The organism is Nocardia sp. 149-1B, from assembly GCF_057747975.1.
In genome coordinates, this window is the sequence record NZ_CM173233.1 from 2164349 (window position 1) to 2183969 (window position 19621).

Genomic DNA, 19621 nt, shown 5'->3' on the forward strand with positions numbered 1-19621 from the left:
CGCGTCAGCCGATGGGGTCGACGGTCGCCACGCGCTTGAGCAGGGGCCGCTCCGGCCGCCCCTCGACCTCGCCCGCCACCCACCAGATCCGCAGCCCGCCGGCCCCCAGCTCCAGGATCGCCAGGTTGTTGTCGAACCACGGACCCTGGATCACGCCCCAGCGCAGTGGCTCGAGCGGGACCCGCCCTGCGAGCGACAGCAGCCGACCGACGATGCCGGAGGGGCGCTTCGAGGCCGCCGTCATGAACTTCTGCATCGCCGGCGGCAGCGGGTTGCGGATCGGCGAGCAGACGGCCTGCACGATCCGGCTGGCCACCAGGCCGCCGCGCGGGTGGGCCTCCGCGACGTAGCTGTGGTGGACGTCGCCGGAGAGGAACGTGATCGTGCGAGGTGCCCGGCCGCGCCGTCCCGAGGCGACCTCGAGCACGATCTCGGCGACGTCGCGGAAGCCCTGCTCGAACGCCGCCCAGTGCTCGAGGTCCGCGGCGGTCCGGGCCTTCTCCCCCAGGGCCTTGCCCGGCCCGCCCCAGGCGCCCTCGGCGATCGACTCGCTGAACGACTCGATGTGGTGCAGGCCCGGCGCCAGCAGGAACGGCAGCGACGTACCGACCAGCAGGTGGTCGACGTCACCCTGCAGCTGGGCGTCCAGCCACATCAGCTCGCCCTCGTCGAGCATCGAGCGGTGGTCGGGCTCGAGCACCCGCGCGGCGCGGGAGTCGACGACCACCAGCCGGGCCTGGGTGTCGAAGTCGCGGGAGTAGCTCCAGCGATAGGTCTCGGGGTGCTGGTCGGCGCGATCCGCGAGCGCGTCCAGTGCGTCGGACACGTCGAGCTCCTGCTGACCGTCGGGGCCGCCGTCGTACGCCGTGATCCGCTTCCACAGCTCGTCGGCCCCGCGCTCCTCGGGCCCGAGGTTGCCCAGGTGCTGGTAGACCCAGTACGACGCCAGCCCGCCGACCACCCGGTCGTGCCACCACGACGTGGCCTCCATGTCCTGGCGCCAGGACCAGCTCGTGTTCCAGTCGTCGCGGATGTCGTGGTCGTCGAAGATCATCGCGCTCGGCAGGGTCGAGAGCAGCCAGCGGTTGGCCGGCTCGCGCCAGGAGATCGCGTAGAGGTGGGCGTACTCCTCGAAGTCCTTCAGCTCGAACCACGGTGGCTGTTCCGGGTCGCGCCGCTCCTGGATGAACTCTCGCATCTCGTCGCTGGTCTCGTCGGCGTAGACCTGGTCGCCGAGGAACAGCACCAGGTCGGGCCACCGCTCGCTCTCGCTGGACTCCGGGGACTCCGCCGCGGTGATCCCGGCCATGAACAGCGCATACGCCCGGAGTGCGTCGACCCCGAACTCCGCGGTGCCGTCCTCGTCGTGGGGCACGCTGACCCGGCACGACCCGAACGCCATCCGCAGTGGCTTGCCGGGCTCCAGCGTCGGGATCACCGACGGCGGGAAGTCCGCGAGCTCCGGGTCGTCGGGCGGCCAGACCTGGGCGCCGTCGACGCTCACGACGTACGGCGTCTTCGTGCCCGGCTCGAGCCCGGTGAGCTCGACCAGGGCGTAGTGGTGTCCGTGCGCGCCGAAGGTCCGGGCCGATCCCCGCTGCTCCCCCGCCGTCACCACGACCTCGGCCGGACCGGCCGTCTCGACCCAGATCGTGGCGGACGTGGCGTCGACGTACCTGAGCAAGGGGCCGAGCACCAGATCCGACATGGGACCGAACCTAATACGCTGTCGCCCATGGCGACCCCTGTGCAGCGCACCTCCCACGTCCCCGCGTCCCCCGCGACGCACCCGACCGCCGCCTACACGCCCGTCGAGCCCGTGCCCGTGGTGGCGCCCCTCGGGTGGCTGCTGGCCCTCGCCGGCGGCATCGGTCTGCTCCTGGCGACCTGGCTGGTCTACCCCACCGACGGTCCCGGCATGTGGGCCGGCTACCGGGGCAGCCTGATCGGCACCGTGGTGATCGTGGCCGCGATGTGGCTGCGGTCCTCGCTGCCCGCGAAGCCCGCGCTCGGGCTGATCGGCCTCTGCGGCGTGCTGCTCGTCCTGTTCGCGGTGTTCCTCGACAACCCCCACCGGGTGCTCGTCACCGAGCTCGCCGCCGGGGTCGTGGTGCTGCTCGCCGCCGGGCTGCAGGCCGCGGGCTCCGACCGGCGCTGACCCGGCGCTGACGGTGCTGACCGGCGCTTACGGTGCCGGTCAGGGCTCGATGAGGACCTTGATCGCCCGGCGCTCGTCCATGGCCCGGTAGCCCTCGGCGACCTCGGCGAGCGGCAGCGTGCTGTCGAAGACCAGGCCTGGCTCGATCCGGCCGCTGAGCACGAGCTCGAGCAGGTCGGGGATGTAGCGGCGCGTCGGCGCCATCCCGCCGGCGAGGCCGACGTTGCGCTGGAACATGCGGCGTACCGGCAGCTCCACGCCGTGCGGTACGCCGACGAAGCCGACCATCGAGCCCGGACGGGCGATCGAGAACGCGCTGCGCATGGCGTCGTCAGTCCCGACACACTCCAGCACGGCGTCGGCCCCGACGCCGCCGGTGATCTCCATGATCGCCTCGATGCCCTCCTTGCCCCGCTCCGCGACCACGTGGGTGGCGCCGAAGCGGCGCGCGACGGCCTGGCGGGGCTCGTGGCGTGACATCGCGACGATGGTCTCCGCGCCCATGACCGAGGCGGCCAGCACGCCGCACAGTCCGACCGCGCCGTCGCCGACCACGACCGCCGTACCTCCCTCGCGGACGCCGGCGGAGACCGCCGCGTGCCACCCGGTCGGGAGCACGTCGGAGAGCGTCAGGAGCGAGGGCAGCAGCTCGCGGTCGGGCATGCCGTCGGTCTTGACGAGGCTGCCGTCGGCCTGGGTCACCAAGGTGAGCTCGGCCTGGCCGCTCTGGGTGAAGCCGAGGTTGGTGCACGCGGACTGGGCGCCGGCCAGGCAGTGCGGGCAGGTGTTGTCGCAGTGGTCGAACGGCACGATCACGAAGTCGCCGGGGCGGAACGACCGCACCGCTGCGCCGACCTCCTCCACGACGCCCACGCACTCGTGGCCGATCGTGTCGCCGGGCGTGACGTCGTTCTCGCCCCGGTAGGGCCACAGGTCCGAGCCGCAGATGCAGCCCGCCACGACGCGGACGATGGCGTCGGTCGGTGCCTCGATCGTGGGGTCGGGGACCTCGGAGACGCGGATGTCGCGGGGGCCGTGGATCGTCGTTGCGCGCATGTCTCCCATGGTGTCAGCCGCCCCTACCCCGGCGCCCGACACCCCTGGGGACCGGGTTGTTGTCTTATCTCATATGTGAGTTACCGTGGCTGACATGAGTGAGGGATACAAGAACCGCATCGGGAACCTCATCCGCGACGCACGCAAGCACCGGGGGTTGACCCAGCACCAGCTCGCGGACCTCCTGGGGACCAGCCAGAGTGCGATCAACCGGATCGAGAAGGGCCACCAGAACCTCTCGCTGGAGATGCTCGCGCGCATCGGCGCGGCGCTCGACTCAGAGATCGTGGCGCTGGGCGCCGGGCCCACGCACCTGCGCGTGAGCGGCCCGACCACGCTGTCCGGCGAGATCGCGGTGAAGACCTCCAAGAACGCCGGGGTCGCGCTGCTGTGCGCCACCCTGCTCAACCGCGGCCGCACCACGCTCCGCAAGGTCGCGCGGATCGAGGAGGTCAACCGGCTGCTCGAGGTGCTGACGAGCATGGGCGTGCAGTGCCGCTGGCTCAACGACGACAACGACCTCGAGATCGTGCCCCCGCGCGAGCTCGACCTCGACCACATCGACGCCGACTCCGCGCGGCGTACCCGCTCGATCATCATGTTCCTGGGCCCGCTGCTGCACCGCACCGACGTCTTCGAGCTGCCGTACGCCGGCGGCTGTGACCTCGGCACGCGCACCGTCGAGCCCCACATGGCCGCGTTGCGGCCCTTCGGCCTGGAGGTCAAGGCGACCGAGGGCAACTACCACGCGGCGGTCAACCGGGCCATCGAGCCGCAGCGCCCGATCGTGCTCACCGAGCGTGGCGACACCGTCACCGAGAACGCTCTGATGGCGGCCGCGCTCCACCCCGGCACGACCGTGATCCGCAACGCCTCGTCCAACTACATGGTCCAGGACCTCTGCTTCTACCTCGAGCGCCTCGGCGTACGCATCGAGGGCATCGGCACCACCACGCTCTCGGTGACCGGCCTGGCCGACATCGACGTCGACGTCGACTACGCGCCCAGCGAGGACCCGATCGAGGCGATGTCGCTGCTCGCCGCCGCGATCGTCACCAAGTCGTCGATCACGATCCGCCGGGTGCCGATCGAGTTCCTCGAGATCGAGCTCGCGCTGCTCGAGGAGATGGGCTTCCACTACGACCGCTCCGAGGAGTACGTCGCGCTCAACGGACACACCCGACTGGTCGACATCACCACCAAGGCCTCGAGCCTGCACGCCCCGCTCGACAAGATCCACCCGATGCCGTTCCCGGGCCTCAACATCGACAACCTGCCGTTCTTCGCGGTGATCGCCGCCGTGGCCGAGGGTCAGACGCTGCTGCACGACTGGGTCTACGAGAACCGGGCGATCTACCTCACCGACCTCAACAAGCTCGGCGCGAAGGTCAAGCTGCTCGACCCCCACCGGGTGATGATCGAGGGGCCCACGAGCTTCACCGGCACCGAGCTGGTCTGCCCGCCGGCCCTGCGGCCGGCCGTGGTGATCCTGCTGGCGATGCTCGCCTCGAAGGGCACCTCGGTGCTGCGCTCGACGTACGTCATCCACCGTGGCTACGAGGACCTCGCCGAGCGCCTCAACCAGCTCGGCGCCACCATCGAGACCTTCAGAGACATTTAGCGATCTGGATCAGCGCCACTTCGGCACGCGGGTCCAAAGCCTCGCGCCGACCGCAACCACACCGTCTGAAGATCGACCCAAGGGCGATCCGCGGCCCGCGCGGCGACGAAGTCGACGCGCGAGACGCGGCTACTCGAAGAGGGTCTCCACCCACGCGCGGGGGGACGGCTTGCCCACCGGCGGGGCGGTCATGTCGGCGGTGATGCGGGGCATGGGCGCGGTGTGCTGGCCGGCGTGACGGTGCCAGTCGCCCTCGGCCTCGATCAGGGCGCCGAGGTCGGAGCGGGCCAGGAAGACCCCGTGCCCGTCGGGGCACTGGTGGATCTCGCCCTCCCCCAGGGACGAGCTCAGGGTCTGGGTGACCATCTCGGCTCCGCAACGAGGACAGGTCAAGGTCTCCATGGCTCGACGCTACCGCCCGCCCGGCCCCCGGGGGTGGACCCGGGGTCGGGTTTACTGCTCTGCGTGGTCACGCCGCGCACCGGGTTCCCCTACCTCGACGACCCCGGCCCCGTCATCGCCTTCGCCCACCGCGGGGGCGCCTACCACCCCGAGATCGAGGGGCTGGAGAACACCCTCGCCGCCTTCCGTCACGCGGTGGGCCTCGGCTACGGCTACCTCGAGACCGACGTCCACGTCACCCGCGACGGCGTGCTCCTCGCGTTCCACGACAGCGTGCTGGACAGGGTCACCGACCACCGCGGTGAGATCGGCGCCCTCACCCACGCGGAGGTACGCCGGGCGCTGGTCGGCGGGCGCGAGTCGGTACCGACCCTCGCGGAGCTCTTCGACGCCTTCCCCCACGCACGCTTCAACATCGACCTGAAGTCCGACGGCGCCGTGCCCGTCCTGGCCGACTTCCTCGCGGCTCGTGAAGCCTGGGGCAGGGTCCTGGTGGGCTCGTTCTCCCGGCGCCGGACGCGGGAGTTCCGCGCCCTGACCGGCGGCCGGGTGCCGACGGCGGCGACGCCCGGGGAGATCGCCCTCTTCCGGCTCCTGCCCAGTGGCCGGCTCGCGGGGTTGTTGACCCGCGGCCGGGCCACCGCGCTCCAGGTGCCCCATCGGCGCGGCCGCATCACGGTCGCCACCGCCGGGCTGGTTCGCCGCGCGCACGCGGCCGGCCGGCACGTCCACGTGTGGACGATCGACGAGGCCGGGGAGATGCACCTCCTGCTCGACCGGGGCGTCGACGGCCTGTTCAGCGACCGGACCGACATACTCAAGGCCGTCCTCACCGAGCGGGCCCAGTGGAGGGCCCAGTGGAGGGAGACGACATGACGGCGAGCGGGTTGGCGGACCTGGGGCCGCTGCGGCGGGCCCGGGAGCAGAAGGCCTGGTACTGGTACGACTGGGCCAACAGCGCCTACGTCACGACGACCGCCGCGGTGCTGTTCGCGCCGTACCTCACCTCGGTCGCCGAGAAGGCCGCCTGCGGCTTCGCGACCGACGAGGACAAGGGCCTCAAGTGCACCGACGACCTCCATGTCCTCGGCATCGCGCTGTCGGCCGGCTCCCTGGTCTTCTACATCGTCACCGCGGCCACGATCCTCTCCGCGCTCGTGCTCCCCGTCGTCGGCGCGGTCGCCGACCGCAGTGGCCGCAAGCCCCGCCTGCTCGGTGGCTTCGCCTGGGCCGGCAGCGTGATGGCGATGGCGATGTTCCTCGTGGCCGGCAGCAGCTGGCAGCTGGGGGCCGTCCTGCTGCTGCTCGCGACCCTGTTCCTGGGCGCGAGCCTGGTCGTGTACGACGCGCTGCTGGTCGAGATCGCCGAGCCGGACGACCGCGACCGGGTGTCCTCGCGGGGCTGGGCACTCGGCTACCTGGGCGGTGGACTGCTGCTGGCGCTCAACTTCGGGCTGCTGACCGTGATGAGCGACCACACCGAGCTCGCGGTGCGCATCAGCCTGCTGAGCGCCGGCGTCTGGTGGGCGGCGTTCACGATCATCCCGGTCCGCGGGATCCGCTCCCGGCCACCGGTCGACGTGGTCGCCGAGCCGGGCGGCCTGCTGCAGGCGAGCTTCGGCCAGCTGTGGCGGACGCTGAAGGACCTGCGCCGCTACCCGGTCACGATGACGTTCCTGCTGGCCTACCTGTTCTACAACGACGGCATCCAGACGGTGATCTACGCCGCGTCGGTGTACGGCGAGAAGCAGCTCGGGTTCGAGAAGAGCACCGTGCTGCTGGCGTTCCTGGTGGTCCAGTTCGTGGGGATCCTCGGCGCGCTGTGGTTCGGCCGGGTCGCCCGCGGGCGCGGCGCCTACCGGGTGATCCTGGGCGGGCTCTTCGTCTGGTTGCTGGTGGTGGTGGCCGGCTGGCTCACCCCCGACGGGAACTTCCCGCTGTTCCTCCTGCTCGCGGTGGGCATCGGGATCGTGCTGGGCGGCACCCAGGCGCTCTCGCGCTCGTTCTACAGCCAGCTGATCCCCCGAGGGCGCGAGGCCGAGTACTTCTCCCTCTACCAGGCCTGCGAACGAGGCACGAGCTGGGTCGGGACGCTGATCTTCGGTGTGGTCCACCAGTGGACGGACTCCTACCGTCCGGCGCTGCTGGCCCTGATGGTGCTGTTCGTGCTCGGCATCGGCTTCCTGCTGCGCGTCGACCCACGTCGTGGGATCGCGGAGGCGGGCAACGCGGTGCCGCGGGTGGTCTGAACCGGGCGGTGGCCGGCGCGGGTGTGAGGGCGCCCACGTCGGCGATTCCTGGAATGATCAACCCCCCAGTACCGTTGAACGGGTTGAGACGTCGTCCGGCTGGGTACAAGAAATCCCGGAGTCCGGTGTCACGAACATCGGAGTTCGTCCGTCTCGGTCAATGCACGGGGGAAACGAATTCGGGAGGTGGCTCATGGCGGAGCGCACACTGCGTGGAGCGCGGCTCGGGGGCCAGAGTTTCGAGGACGAGCGCGGCATCGAGTTCGCGGCTCGTCAGCAGGTCGGGTATCGGTGCCCCCAGGGGCACGAGTTCGAGATCACGATGTCGGTCGAGGCCGATGTCCCGGCGGTGTGGGAGTGCCCGCGCTGCGGTGCCGAGGGACTGAGCGTCTCCGGCATCCAGCCCGAGGCGAAGGCTGAGAAGCCGGCTCGCACCCACTGGGACATGCTGCTCGAGCGGCGCTCGGAGAAGGAGCTCGAGGACATCCTCAAGGAGCGGCTCCAGCTGCTTCGTGACGGGGAGATCGGTCCCGCGCACCTGCACCGCGTCAACCAGAAGAAGAAGCGCGCGTCGGCCTAGCGGGACGCGTCGCTACTCGTCGATGACTTCGCCCCGGACGACCGGACCCTCGGGTCCGCGTCCGGGGCGAGTCACGTTCACGAGGACCTGACGGCCCACCAGCACGCCCAGCAACCGCCGGAACACCGGGCGGGTGGGGGGCAGCACCAGCAGCAGCCCGAGCACGTCGGTCACGAAGCCGGGGGCCAGCATCAGCGTGCCGCCGATGAGGATCAGCGCCCCGTCTGCCAGCTCGCGAGCAGGCATCCGGCCGCTGCCGAGAGCCTCGCGCAGGGCCGCCCAGGCCCGTCCGCCCTCGCGCCGGACCAGCCAGGCGCCGACGATGCTGTCGACCACCAGCAGCAGCATCGTCCAGGCCGCGCCGATCGCCTGACCGACCTGGACGATCACGTAGATCTCCAGCAGTGGCATCACGACGAACGCGAGCACCAGGCCCAGTGCGACCGGGCGACGACGCCTGCTCATCCGGGCCTGCTCATCGGCGCCGCCAGGCCCGGCGTACCTGCGCGGCACGCTCGTGGAGGCCCCAGACGGTGATCCGCTTGAGGGACTCGGTCGCGACCGCGCCGCTCATCTTGGAGTCACCGCGGACCCGCTCGACGAACTCGATCGGCACCTCGCGAACGGTGAGCCCCGCCGAGAGCGCTCGCGCGACCATGTCGGTCTGGAAGACGTAGCCGGTCGACTCGACGGACTCGAGGTCGATCTTCTCCAGCGTCGCGCGCCGGAACAGCCGGAACCCCGCGGTCGCGTCTCGCACGCGCACTCCCAGCAGCATCCGGACGTAGAGGTTGCCGCCCCGGGAGAGCAGCTCGCGGCGCAGCGGCCAGTTCACGACCGACCCGCCCGGCACCCATCGCGAGCCGATCACCAGGTCGGCGGACGCCAGCGCATCGAGCAGCCGGTCGAGCTGCTCGGGCTGGTGAGAGCCGTCGGCATCCATCTCCCCGATCACGTCGTAGCCGGCGTCGAGAGCCACCCGGAAGCCGTGCAGGTACGCCGCGCCCAGCCCGGCCTTCGCGCTCCGGTGCACCACCGACACCGCGGGGTCGGCGGCGGCAAGCTCGTCCGCGATCGCGCCGGTGCCGTCGGGCGAGCCGTCGTCGACGACGAGGACATCCACCTGCGGCTGCGCGGCGCGCAGCCGGCCCACGATCCACGCCAGGTTGCTGGCCTCGTTGTACGTCGGGATCACCATCACGACGCGGCCGAGGCCTCCGACGCTGCTGCCCTCACTCACCTGCGGTACGCCCTCCACTCACGGTCGGGGCAGCGACGGGGAGGTCGGAGGCTGCTGGGCCGTCCTCGGCCTGCTGCCGGTCCTTACGACGATACGGGACACGCCCAGACCCGAGGGTGACCAGCAGGCCAACGGCGGTCAGCGCGATGCAGAACCGTCCCGGCCACGGCCCCATGCGCACGGCCGGGGTGAGGCCGTCGACCAGCCCGACGCGCTCGACCAGCACCCGCTGGGTGCGCGGCGCCGCGCTGGCGACCACGTGCCCGTCAGGGGCGATCACGCCGGAGACTCCGTTGGTCGAGGCGACCGCGAGCCACCGGCCGGTCTCGATCGCCCGCAGCCGGGTGATCGCGAACTGCTGGTCGATCTGGTCGGTGTGGATGAACGTGGCGTTGCTGGTCTGCACGGTCAGCAGCTGAGCACCCCGGCTCACCTGGGCATAGATACTGTCGTCGTACGCCACGTCGAAGCAGATCGAGTCGGCGACCTTGATGCCGGCGACCTGCAGTGGGGTATGGCGGGTGCCCTCCAGCATGTCGCGTCCGACCATGTTCAGGCGGCCGATCTGGAGGTTGTCGAGGAGACTGCGGAACGGAATGTACTCGCCGAACACGACGGGGTGGTGCTTGGTGTAGCGGTCTCCCGCGCCGGTGACCGGGTCCCAGACGATGCCCTGGTTGAGCACGTGGTCCGGACCGGCGTCCACGATCGCACCCACGAGGATCGGCACCCCGATGGCGGCGCTGGCCGCCCGGATGTCGGCGTTGGTCTGGGTGTCACGGAACGGGTCTATCGCGGTCGAGTTCTCCGGCCACAGCACGAAGTCGGGGCGCTCGACGGTACCCGCCTCGACGTCGCGGGCGAGCTGGACGGTGACGTCCACCTGGTTCTGCGTCACCTGCCGGAAGTCGTAGAGGATGTCGTCGCCGTTCCCGGGTACGTCGCCTTGGACCACAGCGACCGTTGCCGTGCCCTGCGGCTCCACCTTCCAGGCGACGACCTGCGGGAGCAGGAGGCCGGCCGCGATGAGCGCCACGAGCAACCCGGCGGCGACCAGCCGGGCGCGGCCGTGCTCGACGACGACCCAGGAGAGCAGGGTGCCGCCCAGGGCGGCCACGAGGCTGACACCGGTCGAGCCGATCCACGGCAGCGCGTCGGCCAGCGGGGTGTCGACCACGGCGAAGGCCAGCCGGCCCCAGGGCATCCCACTGAACGGCCAGGTGCCGTACCAGATCTCGGTGCTCACCCAGCCGGCGGCGACCCAGAGCGGCCACAGCCGGTGTCGCTGGAGCAATGCCGCACCTGCGCCGAGTACCGCGAAGTACACCGACTGCCAGATCGCGAGCCCGATCCAGGCGTCCGGGCCGACAGTGCGCATCCAGAACAGCAGGAACAGCTCGAAGCCGAGGCCGAAGGCCAGCCCGGTCAGGAGGGCGAGGTGGACCCGCAGACCCCGGACCGAGAGCACGAACCCCGCGACCGCGAACGGGATGACCACGGGGACCGCGACCGGCTCGAACGCCAGGGACAGCGCAGCACCCGACAGCAGGGCGAGGAGGAGTCGGGCGGGCACGAGAAGAAAATACCGGTCCGACCCCCGTCGGACCGGTTCCGCCCCACCGCTGGCCCGGGGCGCACTGCCGTGCGGCCCCCGACCTTGCAGATCACGGAAGGGAGCCGCACCCTTCGGACCAGCACGACGCCGACTGGCTGTCGAGAACGTGACTGTTGTCTAGGGGATACGAGTCCCTTCCGTATCCGTCCTCGCGGAGCGGACCGACCTCCGCGGACCAGGTGGACGGATGGTTGGCACTGCCATCCTCCGACCCGGCCACTCGGACGTCGGTTCGCCGGCCACGATCTGCATGGGCGGACGGCACACACTGGATCGCCGAGTGGCTGGCTGTCAACCTGCCAATGACCTGCGAGAACGCATGAAATCGCAGGTCACGGACGTGTCCCGGCCGAGGAAAATCTCAACGATTTCGAACCGTCTTCGGCGTGTCGCCGCCGACGCGCCGAGGATCGAGGCGTCAGCCCGGTACGACGACCGTCCCGGTCGCCGTCGTCGCCAGCAGCGGCTCGGTCAGGACCTCGGCCGCTCCGGGCCGCTCGGCCGTGGCGGCGCCACGCGCCACCACGTGGACGGCGAACTCCATGACCCGTGAACGGGTGCCGACCCGCACGAGCTCGCAGCTGATCTCCAGGACGTCTCCGGCCCGGAGGGGGGCGCGGAACTGGACGTCGGAGTACGACGCGAACAGGCCCTCGTCGCCATCGGTGCGGATGCACATCTCGGTGGCGACATCGCCGAAGAGCCCCAGGCTGTAGGCCCCGTCGACCAAGTTGCCGGCGTAGTGGGCGTGCGAGTACGGCACGTAACGGCGGTGCACCACCCGGGTCCCGGTCTCTGCGCTCATGCTGCGACTCCCTTCCGTGCCAGCCGGTGGACGAGGTAGGAGGCCACCTCGGCCGGCGTCGTACCGCGGACGAAGACCCGGTCGACACCGAGCTCCGCGGCCATGGACTCGTCGAACCGCGGCCCTCCGACGACGAGCAGCGGACGGCGCTCGGCGGGGTAGGCCTCGCGGAACGCCGCGGACATCTCTCGGGTGTTGAGCAGGTGGGCGTCGCGCTGCGTGACGACCTGGGAGACGAGCACCGCGTCCGCCTTCTCGGCCCGCGCCCGCTCGACGAGCTGCGGCACCGAGACCTGAGCGCCGAGGTTCACGACCTTCAGCTCGCGGTAGTACTCCAGGCCCTTCTCCCCCGCGAACCCCTTGATGTTGAGGATCGCGTCGATCCCGACGGTGTGGGCATCCGTGCCGATGCAGCCGCCGACGACCACGAGCCGGCGACGCAGTGCCCGCTTGATCGCGGCGTTGGCCTCCTTGGGCGTCAGCAGCGGGAAGTCGCGCTCGACGACCACGACCTCGTCGACGTTGACGAGGTGGTTGACCCGGCCGTAGACGACGAAGAACGTGAAGTCCGGCCCCATGGGCTTGGCGTGCACGACCAGTGCGGGGTCCATGCCCATCTTGTTGGCGAGCTGGGCGGCGGCACCCTCAGCCACCTTGAGGTGGTCGCCCTCCCCGTTGATCGGGAGGGTGAAGCTGATCTGCACCATGCCGTCACCGGTGGTGTCGCCGTACGGACGAATGAGCTCGCTCATGCCTGGGCCTCGAGGATCTCGCTGGCGGGGTTGAAGTAGGAGCTGGACTTGCGTGCCACGCCGTCGAGGCCCTTGCCGGCGTCGGCGGGCCGCTTCATCAGGCCGAAGGTGCCGTCGGCGATCGCGTTGAGCAGCGTGTCGTCGGCGATCCGGTCGAGCAGGTCGATCGACTCGGCCAGCACCTGGCGGGCGCGTTGCACGATGAAGCCCTCCGGCTCGGGGCGGAAGTCCTGGTGCAGGTTGCCGGCGGCGTTCATGACGTAGCGGACGTTCTGCAGCGCGAGGTCGCGGTCGGAGATCCACGGCGTCACGACCGCCTCGGTCATCATCCCGACCAGCAGGATGCCCTGCCCGGTGAGCGCCCCGACGAGGTTGAAGAACCCGTCGAGGAGGTATCCGCGGAACACGTCCCCGGTCATGTGCCGCGTGGGAGGCATCCACTTCAGCGGAGCCTTCGGGAACAGCTCGCGCGCCAACAGGGCGTGGGCGAGCTCGAGCCGGAAGGAGTCGGGCACCTCGGGGTCGATCTCGAAGGCGTGGCCGAGACCGAGCTGCCAGTCCTCGAGGCCCGCCTCCTTGGCGAAGTACTCGTTGAGGAGCTGGCTGGTGGTGACCGTGTGCGCGGCCTCCACGGCATCGGCGGTGGTGAGGTAGTTGTCCTCACCGGTGTTGATGATGATGCCGGCCCGGGCGTGGACCTGACGGCTGAAGCGCTGGTCGACGAACGTGCGCACCGGGTTGATGTCGCGGAACAGGATCCCGTACATCGAGTCGTTGAGCATCATGTCGAGCCGCTCCATGCCGGCCAAGGCCGCGATCTCGGGCATGCACAGCCCCGAGGCGTAGTTGGTCAGCCGCACGTAGCGGCCGAGCTCCTTGCTCGACTCGTCGAGCGCGGCTCGCATCAGCCGGAAGTTCTCCTGGGTGGCGTAGGTGCCGGCGAATCCTTCACGGGTCGCGCCCTCGGGCACGAAGTCGAGCAGGCTCTGGCCGGTGGAGCGGATCACCGCGATCACGTCGGCCCCGGCCCGGGCCGCGGCCTGGGCTTGCGGGATGTCCTCGTAGATGTCGCCGGTGGCGACGATCAGGTAGATCCAGGGTGTGCGGGGTGCGTCGCCGTAGCGCCGGATCAGCCGGTCGCGCTCGGCGCGGCGCCGGTCGATGAGCTTGATGCCGCGGCCGACCTGCTGCCGCGAGGCCCGGCGAGCGCGCTCGGCGTCCTTGCCGTCGGGGAGCCGGAACCGGACCGACCCGGCCGACGCCTTCTCCGCCAGCGTCACCAGGTCGTCGGCCTCGCCGCGCAGCAGGGCGTCCCAGACGGGGAGCGCGACGCCGTGCTCGAGGCCGCCGTCGTCGGCGAGGTCGGCACGGACGACGTCCAGGAGGCGGTTGACCCAGGGTGTGCCGTCGGGGTCGGCGCCCTCGAGGCCGGCAAGGCGCAGGGTGGCGCGCTCGACCGCCACGGTCGTGTGGTTCTTGGCCATCGTCACGATCGGCCGTCCGGCCTTGCGCGCCAGCGCGCGGGCCTGCTTGACGGTGGCCGGGTCCAGACCGAGCTTGTCGCGCGGGGTGCCGCTCATCCCATCCTCCTCTCGAACAGGCTGCGTACGCCCGGGGTCTCTCGCAGCAGCTCCAGGGCGTACGCCGAGTGCCCGGGGGCGTAACCGTTGCCGATCAGCATCGTGACGTCGGCGGCCAGGCCCTCGGCGCCGAGTGCGGCCGCGGAGAACGACGTGGCCATGGAGAAGAACACCACGGTGCCGCGTTCGGCGGTAGCGAGGATCGCGCCGCCCTCGCAGCCGGGGACGTCGACGCACACGACGGTGACGTCGGCCGGTCCGCCGGCGCTCGTGACGGCGTCGCGCAGTGCGATCGCGTCGCGGGCGTCGGCGATCACGACCTCGTCCGCCAGGCCCGACTCGCGCAGGAGGTCGGCCTCGGCCTGGTGCGGCACGACCCCGATGACGCGGCGGGCGCCGGCTGCCCGGGCGGCGGCCAGGCTCAACGAGCCGGACTTGCCGGCACCGCCCACGACGGCCACCACGGGCTCGGCGTACGAACCGACGACCCGGGCCGTCAGGGCGGGCGCTCCGCACACGTCCATCACCGAGAGGCTGAGCTCAGGGGCGAGGTCGTCGGGCAGGACCGCGGCGATGGAGCGGCCGAACAGCACGGCGTACCCGTCGCACGGCACCTGCTCCCCCAGGCCGTCCCACCGGGCGAGCCCGTCCTCGATCACGAGCGGGGTCAGGGTCAGGGAGACCAGCGTCGCAACCCGGTCGCCCACCGTGAGGCCCAGCGGCGAGTCCGCCCCGACCTCCTCGACCGTGCCGACGAGCATCCCGCCCGAGCCGGTCTCGGGGTTCTGCATCTTCCCGCGGCGGCCGACGATCTCGCGGACCTCGGCCCGGACCGCGTCACCGTCGACCCTGCCGGCCACGGAGTGCTTGCGCTCCAGCTGGCGGTACGACGCCGCGTCGAGGTTGAGCCGCTCGACCCGCACGCGCACCTCGTCGGGCCAGAGCTCGCGACGGGTGTCGAGCCGCTCGGCGGCCTGGGGCAGCCGGGCGCCGCCTCCCGACACCGTGTCGAGCACCCGGTGCAGGCCGGTGGGATCGCTGGCGCGGGGCGTCGTCACGGCGCGTCCTCCGATGAATACTCGATCTGACAGGAAAAGATGCGGTGTTGCTTTGGACAGACAGGATGATCTTCTCCTACTCTGGCAGACAGGGCGCGACGGACACAACCGGCGCGCCGACCGCACCCACCCGGCGCCTCCGAGGAGCCCCACGATGAGCATCGAGACCTCCATCGCCTCCCTGGTCGAGGGACGCAACGACCAGCCCTACGCCTACCGGCGCGCCGAGCTCGTCGAGCCGGACTGGACCCGCTTCCCCGGGTGGCGCGACGTCACCCGCCTCGAGTGGGAGTCGGTGCAGTGGCAGCGCGCTCACTGCGTGAAGAACCTCAAGCAGCTGCGCGAGCTGTTCGGCGACCTGGTCGACGAGCGCTTCTACGCCGATCTCGAGCGCGACCAGGCCGAGCGGGCGACGATGTCGATGCTCGTGCCGCCGCAGATGATGAACACGATGATGCCCGAGGCGGTGCCTGCCGGGCCGGGTTCCCTGACCGACGCGTTCTACGCCGACCCGGTGCGGCACTACATGATCCCGGTGTTCTCCGACCGGCGCACCGACTGGCCTTCACACCCGCACGCCACCCGTGACTCGCTGCACGAGCACGACATGTGGGTGGCCGAGGGCCTCACCCACCGCTACCCCACCAAGGTGCTCGCCGAGCTGCTCCCCACCTGCCCGCAGTACTGCGGGCACTGCACGCGGATGGACCTGGTCGGCAACTCCACGCCCGTCATCGACAAGCTGAAGTTCGTGGCCAAGCCCAACGACCGGCTCGGCGACATGCTCGACTACCTGCGTCGTACGCCTCAGGTGCGCGACGTGGTCGTCTCCGGTGGCGACGTGGCGAACATGCCGTGGCCCCGGCTCGAGGACTTCCTGACCCAGGTGCTCGAGATCGAGAACATCCGCGACATCCGTCTGGCCACCAAGGCGCTGGTCGGCCTCCCCCAGCACTGGCTGCAGGACGACGTCCGCGCCGGCATGGCGCGGGTGGCGGGAGTGGCCCGCTCGCGCGGGGTCTCGATCGCGATCCACACCCACGCCAACCACGCCAACTCCATCACCCCGCTGGTCGCCCAGGCGGCCGGAGCGATGTTCGAGGCCGGCGTACGCGACGTGCGCAACCAGGGGGTGCTGCTCAACGGTGTGAATGCCGACCCGCACGCGCTCCTCGACCTGTGCTTCCGGCTCCTCGACGGCGCTCAGGTCATGCCCTACTACTTCTACATGTGCGACATGATCCCGTTCTCGGAGCACTGGCGGGTCTCGGTCGCCGACGCGCAGGGGCTGCAGCACCACATCATGGGCTACCTGCCGGGCTTCGCGACCCCGCGGATCGTGTGCGACGTGCCGTTCGTCGGCAAGCGCTGGGTCCACCAGATCGCCGACTACGACACCGAGCGCGGCATCTCCTACTGGACCAAGAACTACCGCACCTCGATCGAGGTCGACGGCGAGAGCGCGGCCGATGCGCTGTCGCGGACCTATGAGTACTACGACCCGATCCACACCCTGCCGGCCTCCGGCCAGGCGTGGTGGGCCGAGCACGCCCTCGACTGACCCGCCGGGCCGTCCCGGCGCCCGCCCCTGGCCGGCCGGTCGAATTGCCGTCGTTTGGTCACCAACGACACTCCCCGGCGTCCAGAACCTGTGGTTGGTGACCAAACGACAGGGTTCTCGAGCGACCTGGCGCTGCGGACTCAGGTGATCGAGCGACCTTCGTACGGCGTCGAGAGCACGATCGTGGTGCGGGTCGAGACGTTGGCGGCCGCGCGGATGCGGGCGAGCAGGTCCTCCAGATCGGTCGGCGTGCCGACGCGGACCTTGAGGATGTACGACTCGTCGCCGGCGACCGACCAGCACGACTCGATCTCGGGGATGCCGCGCACCCGCTCCGGGGAGTCGTCGGGCTGGGAGGGGTCGATCGGCCGGATCGAGATGAACGCCGTGAGCGGCAGCCCGAGCTGCTCGTGGTCGATGGTGGCGCCGTACCCCTTGATCAGGCCCCGGCCCTCGAGCCGCTTGACCCGCTGGTGGACCGCGGAGGTGGAGAGCCCGGTGGCCTTGCCCAGGTCGGTGAACGACATCCGCCCGTCATTGGCAAGCAGGTCCAGGATCTTGCGGTCGGTGCCTTCGAGTTCGGACTGGCTCACGCCGTCAGCGTAGCGGCGCGTGGCAGGATGCGGGTCGTGACGGACCAGCCCGGGCGCCTGATGCTTCTCGACTCCGCCTCGATGTACTTCCGGGCGTTCTACGGGGTCCCGGAGATCAAGGGCCCTGACGGCACGCCGGTCAACGCGGTGCGTGGCCTGCTCGACTTCATCTCCCGGCTGGTCGGCGACTACCGGCCCACGCACCTGGTCGCGTGCTGGGACAACGACTGGCGTCCGCAGTGGCGGGTCGACCTGCTGCCGTCGTACAAGGCGCACCGGGTCGAGGCGGAGCGCACCGGCGCACCGGACGTCGAGGAGGTGCCGCACCCGCTCGAGGTGCAGGTGCCGATCATCCGCGAGGTCCTCGACGCGTTCGGGATCTGCGTGCTGGGCGCCGACGGCTACGAGGCCGACGATGTGATCGGTTCGCTGGCCGCTCAGGCGCGGTCGCCGGTGGACATCGTCACCGGCGACCGTGACCTGTTCCAGCTGGTCGACGACGAGGCTGACGTGCGGGTGCTCTACATCGCCCGCGGTGTCGGCAACCACGAGCGGGTCACCAACGACTGGGTGCGCAGCAAGTACGCCGTCGACGCTCGGCAGTACGCCGACTTCGCCACGCTCCGCGGCGACGCATCCGACGGCCTGCCCGGCGTGGCCGGTGTGGGCGACAAGACCGCCGCGACCCTGCTCGGCCGCTTCGGCGACATCGACGGCATCCTCGCCGCCGCGGCCGACCCCGACTCCGACCTCGCCCCCGGCCCTCGCGCCAAGATCAAGGGCGCGGCCGACTACCTCTCCGTCGCCCCTCAGGTCGTCGCCGTCGCCCGAGACCTCGACCTGGGTGCACCTGAGACCGCGCTGCCCCCCGAGCCCCGTGACCTCCCCCGCGTCGCCGAGCTCGCCCACCGTTGGGGTCTCGAGAGCCCCGTCCAGCGCCTCACCACCGTCCTCGTCGGCGGCTGAATCCCCGTCGTTTGGTCACCAACGACAGATCCGCCGGCCTGACTCTTGTCGTTGGTGACCAAACGGCGACAGTTGCGAGCGGGCGGCCTGGAGCCGAGGCGCGGCGCTGAATCGCTGCGGTTTGGTCACCAACGACAGATCTCGCGTCCCGAAAGTTGTCGTTGGTGACCAAACGACATGATTTCCGGGCACCTGGGTCGGCGGGGTTGCTCAGCGAAGCATCTCGTCGACGACGAGCTGGGCGGCGGAGGGACAGCCCTTGGTGAAGCCGTAGAACGGTCCGAAGTCGCGGGTGGCGGCGAAGCCGACGATCGAGAGCCCCGGCAGGGTGGTCTCGAACCCCTCCGAGAGGTCCGGGAAGCCGTCGGTGACGGCAACCCGGTCCAGGACCCCAGCCAGGTAGGGCACCCGCGAGAGGTCGGCTCGGTAGCCGCTCGCGAAGACGACGTGGTCGACCTCGAGCACCGATCCGTCGCTCAGAGTCAGGCTCACAGCGGCTCCGGAGGCCGAGACGGCGACGACCTCCGAACGGGGGTGCCGCTGGACGACCGTGGGATCGAGCCGGGGCACGAGCCAGTGCTCCAGCGTCAGCCGGCCGACCTCCCAGAACTTCCGCGCGATCGCGGCCTGGTCGTCGGCGGCCAGGCCACGCCACCACCCGCGGTGGGCCAGCGTCTGGTCGACGTACTCGTCGACGAAGGACCAGCTGACCTTGGCGAAGTCCGGGGTGTCGTGACGGTGGACGACGTCGACGCGCTCGGCGCCGTGGTCGCACAGCAGGGCCGCCCACTCGTAGGCGCTTTGCCGTCCCCCGATCACGGCGACCCGGCGGCCAGCCAGGGCCTCGAAGGACACGAGCGAGCTGGTGTGCGACCGCCGATCGGCCGGCACCGAGGCGTGCCACTCGGGCAGCTGGGCGAAGTAGCCGACCCCGGGGGCGGCGACGACGCGCTCGGCCGAGATGGTGGACCCGTCGGCCATGGTCGCCACGAAGCGGCCGTCCGGCTTGGCCAGGTCGGCGACGAGACGCGGATCGGGGTGGAGGCCCTTGGCCGCGGCGAACCACTCGGTGTGGTCGAGGAACACCCCGATCGGGATCGGGTCGTGCTCCCCGGGGTCGAGACCGTGCTCCTCGAAGTACGCCGCGAACGTGTGCTCCCCGGTCGCGTCCAGGTGCCAGTCGGGACCGGAGCGCAGGTACATGTCGCGGGGCATCTGGTCGCGCCAGGACGCCATCGGCACGCCCACGACGTGGGTGTCGATCCCCCGGCTTCCGGCGTACGCCGCGGTCGCGTAGGCGTACGGCCCCGCGCCGACGACGAGCAGGTCGGTCCGTTCTGGCATGACGCCCTCCCTCCCCAGGATGACGCGATGTGACGTACGTC

Annotated in this window: 19 protein-coding genes; 7 read left to right on the forward strand and 12 right to left on the reverse strand. The window is 70.9% G+C overall.

All coding sequences use genetic code 11. The features are described from left to right. Positions 1-4: 4 nt before the first annotated feature. Entirely contained in the window at positions 5-1708 is a 1704-nt protein-coding gene (locus AC3ANS_RS10390) for an alkaline phosphatase D family protein (RefSeq protein ID WP_488296087.1), read from the reverse strand. A gap of 27 nt (positions 1709-1735) precedes the next feature. On the opposite strand from AC3ANS_RS10390, the gene AC3ANS_RS10395 reads away from it, so the two are divergent. Continuing rightward, positions 1736-2158 (forward strand): hypothetical protein, encoded by a 423-nt coding sequence (locus tag AC3ANS_RS10395; protein WP_488296088.1) that lies wholly within the window; start codon positions 1736-1738, stop codon positions 2156-2158. Between the two features lie 39 nt (positions 2159-2197). Here AC3ANS_RS10395 and AC3ANS_RS10400 read toward each other — a convergent pair whose 3' ends face one another. Then, positions 2198-3214, reverse strand: a complete 1017-nt coding sequence (locus AC3ANS_RS10400) for a zinc-dependent alcohol dehydrogenase family protein (protein WP_488296089.1) — start codon at positions 3212-3214, stop codon at positions 2198-2200. 94 nt (positions 3215-3308) lie between these two features. Here AC3ANS_RS10400 and AC3ANS_RS10405 point away from each other — a divergent pair, with 94 nt between their 5' ends. After that, positions 3309-4835 (forward strand): helix-turn-helix domain-containing protein, encoded by a 1527-nt coding sequence (locus AC3ANS_RS10405; RefSeq protein WP_488296090.1) that lies wholly within the window; start codon positions 3309-3311, stop codon positions 4833-4835. 129 nt (positions 4836-4964) lie between these two features. Here AC3ANS_RS10405 and AC3ANS_RS10410 read toward each other — a convergent pair whose 3' ends face one another. Further along, complete coding sequence (locus tag AC3ANS_RS10410; protein WP_488296091.1) at positions 4965-5237, reverse strand: TFIIB-type zinc ribbon-containing protein; 273 nt, start codon at positions 5235-5237, stop codon at positions 4965-4967. Between the two features lie 63 nt (positions 5238-5300). Here AC3ANS_RS10410 and AC3ANS_RS10415 point away from each other — a divergent pair, with 63 nt between their 5' ends. From AC3ANS_RS10415 to AC3ANS_RS10425, 3 genes are all read left to right on the forward strand, one after another. Further along, positions 5301-6113 (forward strand): glycerophosphodiester phosphodiesterase family protein, encoded by an 813-nt coding sequence (locus AC3ANS_RS10415; RefSeq protein WP_488296092.1) that lies wholly within the window; start codon positions 5301-5303, stop codon positions 6111-6113. Beyond that, positions 6110-7486: an MFS transporter gene (locus tag AC3ANS_RS10420; protein ID WP_488296093.1), complete on the forward strand. Its 1377-nt coding sequence runs from the start codon at positions 6110-6112 to the stop codon at positions 7484-7486. Before AC3ANS_RS10415 ends, AC3ANS_RS10420 begins: the two co-directional genes overlap by 4 nt. Positions 7487-7679: 193 nt before the next feature. After that, entirely contained in the window at positions 7680-8066 is a 387-nt protein-coding gene (locus tag AC3ANS_RS10425; RefSeq protein WP_488296094.1) for an RNA polymerase-binding protein RbpA, read from the forward strand. 12 nt (positions 8067-8078) lie between these two features. Here AC3ANS_RS10425 and AC3ANS_RS10430 read toward each other — a convergent pair whose 3' ends face one another. The 7 genes from AC3ANS_RS10430 to kdd form a co-directional block, all read right to left on the reverse strand. Beyond that, a complete protein-coding gene (locus AC3ANS_RS10430; protein WP_488296095.1) occupies positions 8079-8531 on the reverse strand; it encodes an FxsA family protein in 453 nt (150 codons plus the stop codon). A gap of 10 nt (positions 8532-8541) precedes the next feature. Further along, a complete protein-coding gene (locus tag AC3ANS_RS10435; protein WP_488296470.1) occupies positions 8542-9264 on the reverse strand; it encodes a polyprenol monophosphomannose synthase in 723 nt (240 codons plus the stop codon). Positions 9265-9298: 34 nt separating this feature from the next. Further along, positions 9299-10879, reverse strand: a complete 1581-nt coding sequence (lnt, locus tag AC3ANS_RS10440) for an apolipoprotein N-acyltransferase (RefSeq protein ID WP_488296096.1) — start codon at positions 10877-10879, stop codon at positions 9299-9301. Between the two features lie 460 nt (positions 10880-11339). Then, positions 11340-11726, reverse strand: coding sequence for a 3-aminobutyryl-CoA ammonia lyase (gene kal, locus AC3ANS_RS10445; protein ID WP_488296097.1), 387 nt, complete (start codon positions 11724-11726; stop codon positions 11340-11342). After that, complete coding sequence (gene kamE, locus AC3ANS_RS10450; RefSeq protein WP_488296098.1) at positions 11723-12478, reverse strand: lysine 5,6-aminomutase subunit beta; 756 nt, start codon at positions 12476-12478, stop codon at positions 11723-11725. Before kamE ends, kal begins: the two co-directional genes overlap by 4 nt. Continuing rightward, positions 12475-14058, reverse strand: coding sequence for a lysine 5,6-aminomutase subunit alpha (gene kamD, locus AC3ANS_RS10455; RefSeq protein WP_488296099.1), 1584 nt, complete (start codon positions 14056-14058; stop codon positions 12475-12477). Before kamD ends, kamE begins: the two co-directional genes overlap by 4 nt. Further along, positions 14055-15116 carry an L-erythro-3,5-diaminohexanoate dehydrogenase gene (gene kdd, locus AC3ANS_RS10460; protein ID WP_488296100.1) on the reverse strand — a complete coding sequence of 354 codons (1062 nt, stop codon included), beginning with the start codon at positions 15114-15116 and terminating at the stop codon, positions 14055-14057. The genes kamD and kdd overlap by 4 nt, the downstream gene beginning before the upstream one ends. Positions 15117-15270: 154 nt before the next feature. Here kdd and AC3ANS_RS10465 point away from each other — a divergent pair, with 154 nt between their 5' ends. Further along, on the forward strand, positions 15271-16677 hold the full coding sequence (locus tag AC3ANS_RS10465) for a KamA family radical SAM protein (protein ID WP_488296101.1): 1407 nt from the start codon (positions 15271-15273) through the stop codon (positions 16675-16677). A 140-nt stretch (positions 16678-16817) separates the two neighbouring features. Here the strand turns inward: AC3ANS_RS10465 and AC3ANS_RS10470 are convergent, their stop codons facing one another. Then, the gene (locus AC3ANS_RS10470; protein WP_488296102.1) at positions 16818-17270 is read right to left on the reverse strand and encodes an Lrp/AsnC family transcriptional regulator; all 453 of its coding nucleotides are present in this window, start codon (positions 17268-17270) and stop codon (positions 16818-16820) included. A 27-nt stretch (positions 17271-17297) separates the two neighbouring features. Here AC3ANS_RS10470 and AC3ANS_RS10475 point away from each other — a divergent pair, with 27 nt between their 5' ends. Beyond that, positions 17298-18236: a 5'-3' exonuclease gene (locus AC3ANS_RS10475; protein ID WP_488296103.1), complete on the forward strand. Its 939-nt coding sequence runs from the start codon at positions 17298-17300 to the stop codon at positions 18234-18236. A gap of 210 nt (positions 18237-18446) precedes the next feature. Here the strand turns inward: AC3ANS_RS10475 and AC3ANS_RS10480 are convergent, their stop codons facing one another. After that, a complete protein-coding gene (locus AC3ANS_RS10480; RefSeq protein WP_488296104.1) occupies positions 18447-19580 on the reverse strand; it encodes an NAD(P)-binding domain-containing protein in 1134 nt (377 codons plus the stop codon). Positions 19581-19621: the final 41 nt, after the last annotated feature.

Bases quoted from the DNA above. Each gene is read 5' to 3' on its own strand.
- kamD (WP_488296099.1), bottom strand. From the start codon at position 14,058: ATGAGCGGCACCCCGCGCGACAAGCTCGGTCTGGACCCGGCCACCGTC.
- AC3ANS_RS10435 (WP_488296470.1), bottom strand. From the start codon at position 9,264: ATGGTGATCCCGACGTACAACGAGGCCAGCAACCTGGCGTGGATCGTG.
- kal (WP_488296097.1), bottom strand. From the start codon at position 11,726: ATGAGCGCAGAGACCGGGACCCGGGTGGTGCACCGCCGTTACGTGCCG.
- AC3ANS_RS10390 (WP_488296087.1), bottom strand. From the start codon at position 1,708: ATGTCGGATCTGGTGCTCGGCCCCTTGCTCAGGTACGTCGACGCCACG.
- AC3ANS_RS10430 (WP_488296095.1), bottom strand. From the start codon at position 8,531: ATGAGCAGGCGTCGTCGCCCGGTCGCACTGGGCCTGGTGCTCGCGTTC.
- AC3ANS_RS10480 (WP_488296104.1), bottom strand. From the start codon at position 19,580: ATGCCAGAACGGACCGACCTGCTCGTCGTCGGCGCGGGGCCGTACGCC.
- AC3ANS_RS10405 (WP_488296090.1), top strand. From the start codon at position 3,309: ATGAGTGAGGGATACAAGAACCGCATCGGGAACCTCATCCGCGACGCA.
- kamE (WP_488296098.1), bottom strand. From the start codon at position 12,478: ATGAGCGAGCTCATTCGTCCGTACGGCGACACCACCGGTGACGGCATG.
- AC3ANS_RS10420 (WP_488296093.1), top strand. From the start codon at position 6,110: ATGACGGCGAGCGGGTTGGCGGACCTGGGGCCGCTGCGGCGGGCCCGG.
- AC3ANS_RS10425 (WP_488296094.1), top strand. From the start codon at position 7,680: ATGGCGGAGCGCACACTGCGTGGAGCGCGGCTCGGGGGCCAGAGTTTC.
- AC3ANS_RS10465 (WP_488296101.1), top strand. From the start codon at position 15,271: ATGAGCATCGAGACCTCCATCGCCTCCCTGGTCGAGGGACGCAACGAC.
- AC3ANS_RS10400 (WP_488296089.1), bottom strand. From the start codon at position 3,214: ATGCGCGCAACGACGATCCACGGCCCCCGCGACATCCGCGTCTCCGAG.
- AC3ANS_RS10395 (WP_488296088.1), top strand. From the start codon at position 1,736: ATGGCGACCCCTGTGCAGCGCACCTCCCACGTCCCCGCGTCCCCCGCG.
- AC3ANS_RS10410 (WP_488296091.1), bottom strand. From the start codon at position 5,237: ATGGAGACCTTGACCTGTCCTCGTTGCGGAGCCGAGATGGTCACCCAG.
- AC3ANS_RS10475 (WP_488296103.1), top strand. From the start codon at position 17,298: ATGCGGGTCGTGACGGACCAGCCCGGGCGCCTGATGCTTCTCGACTCC.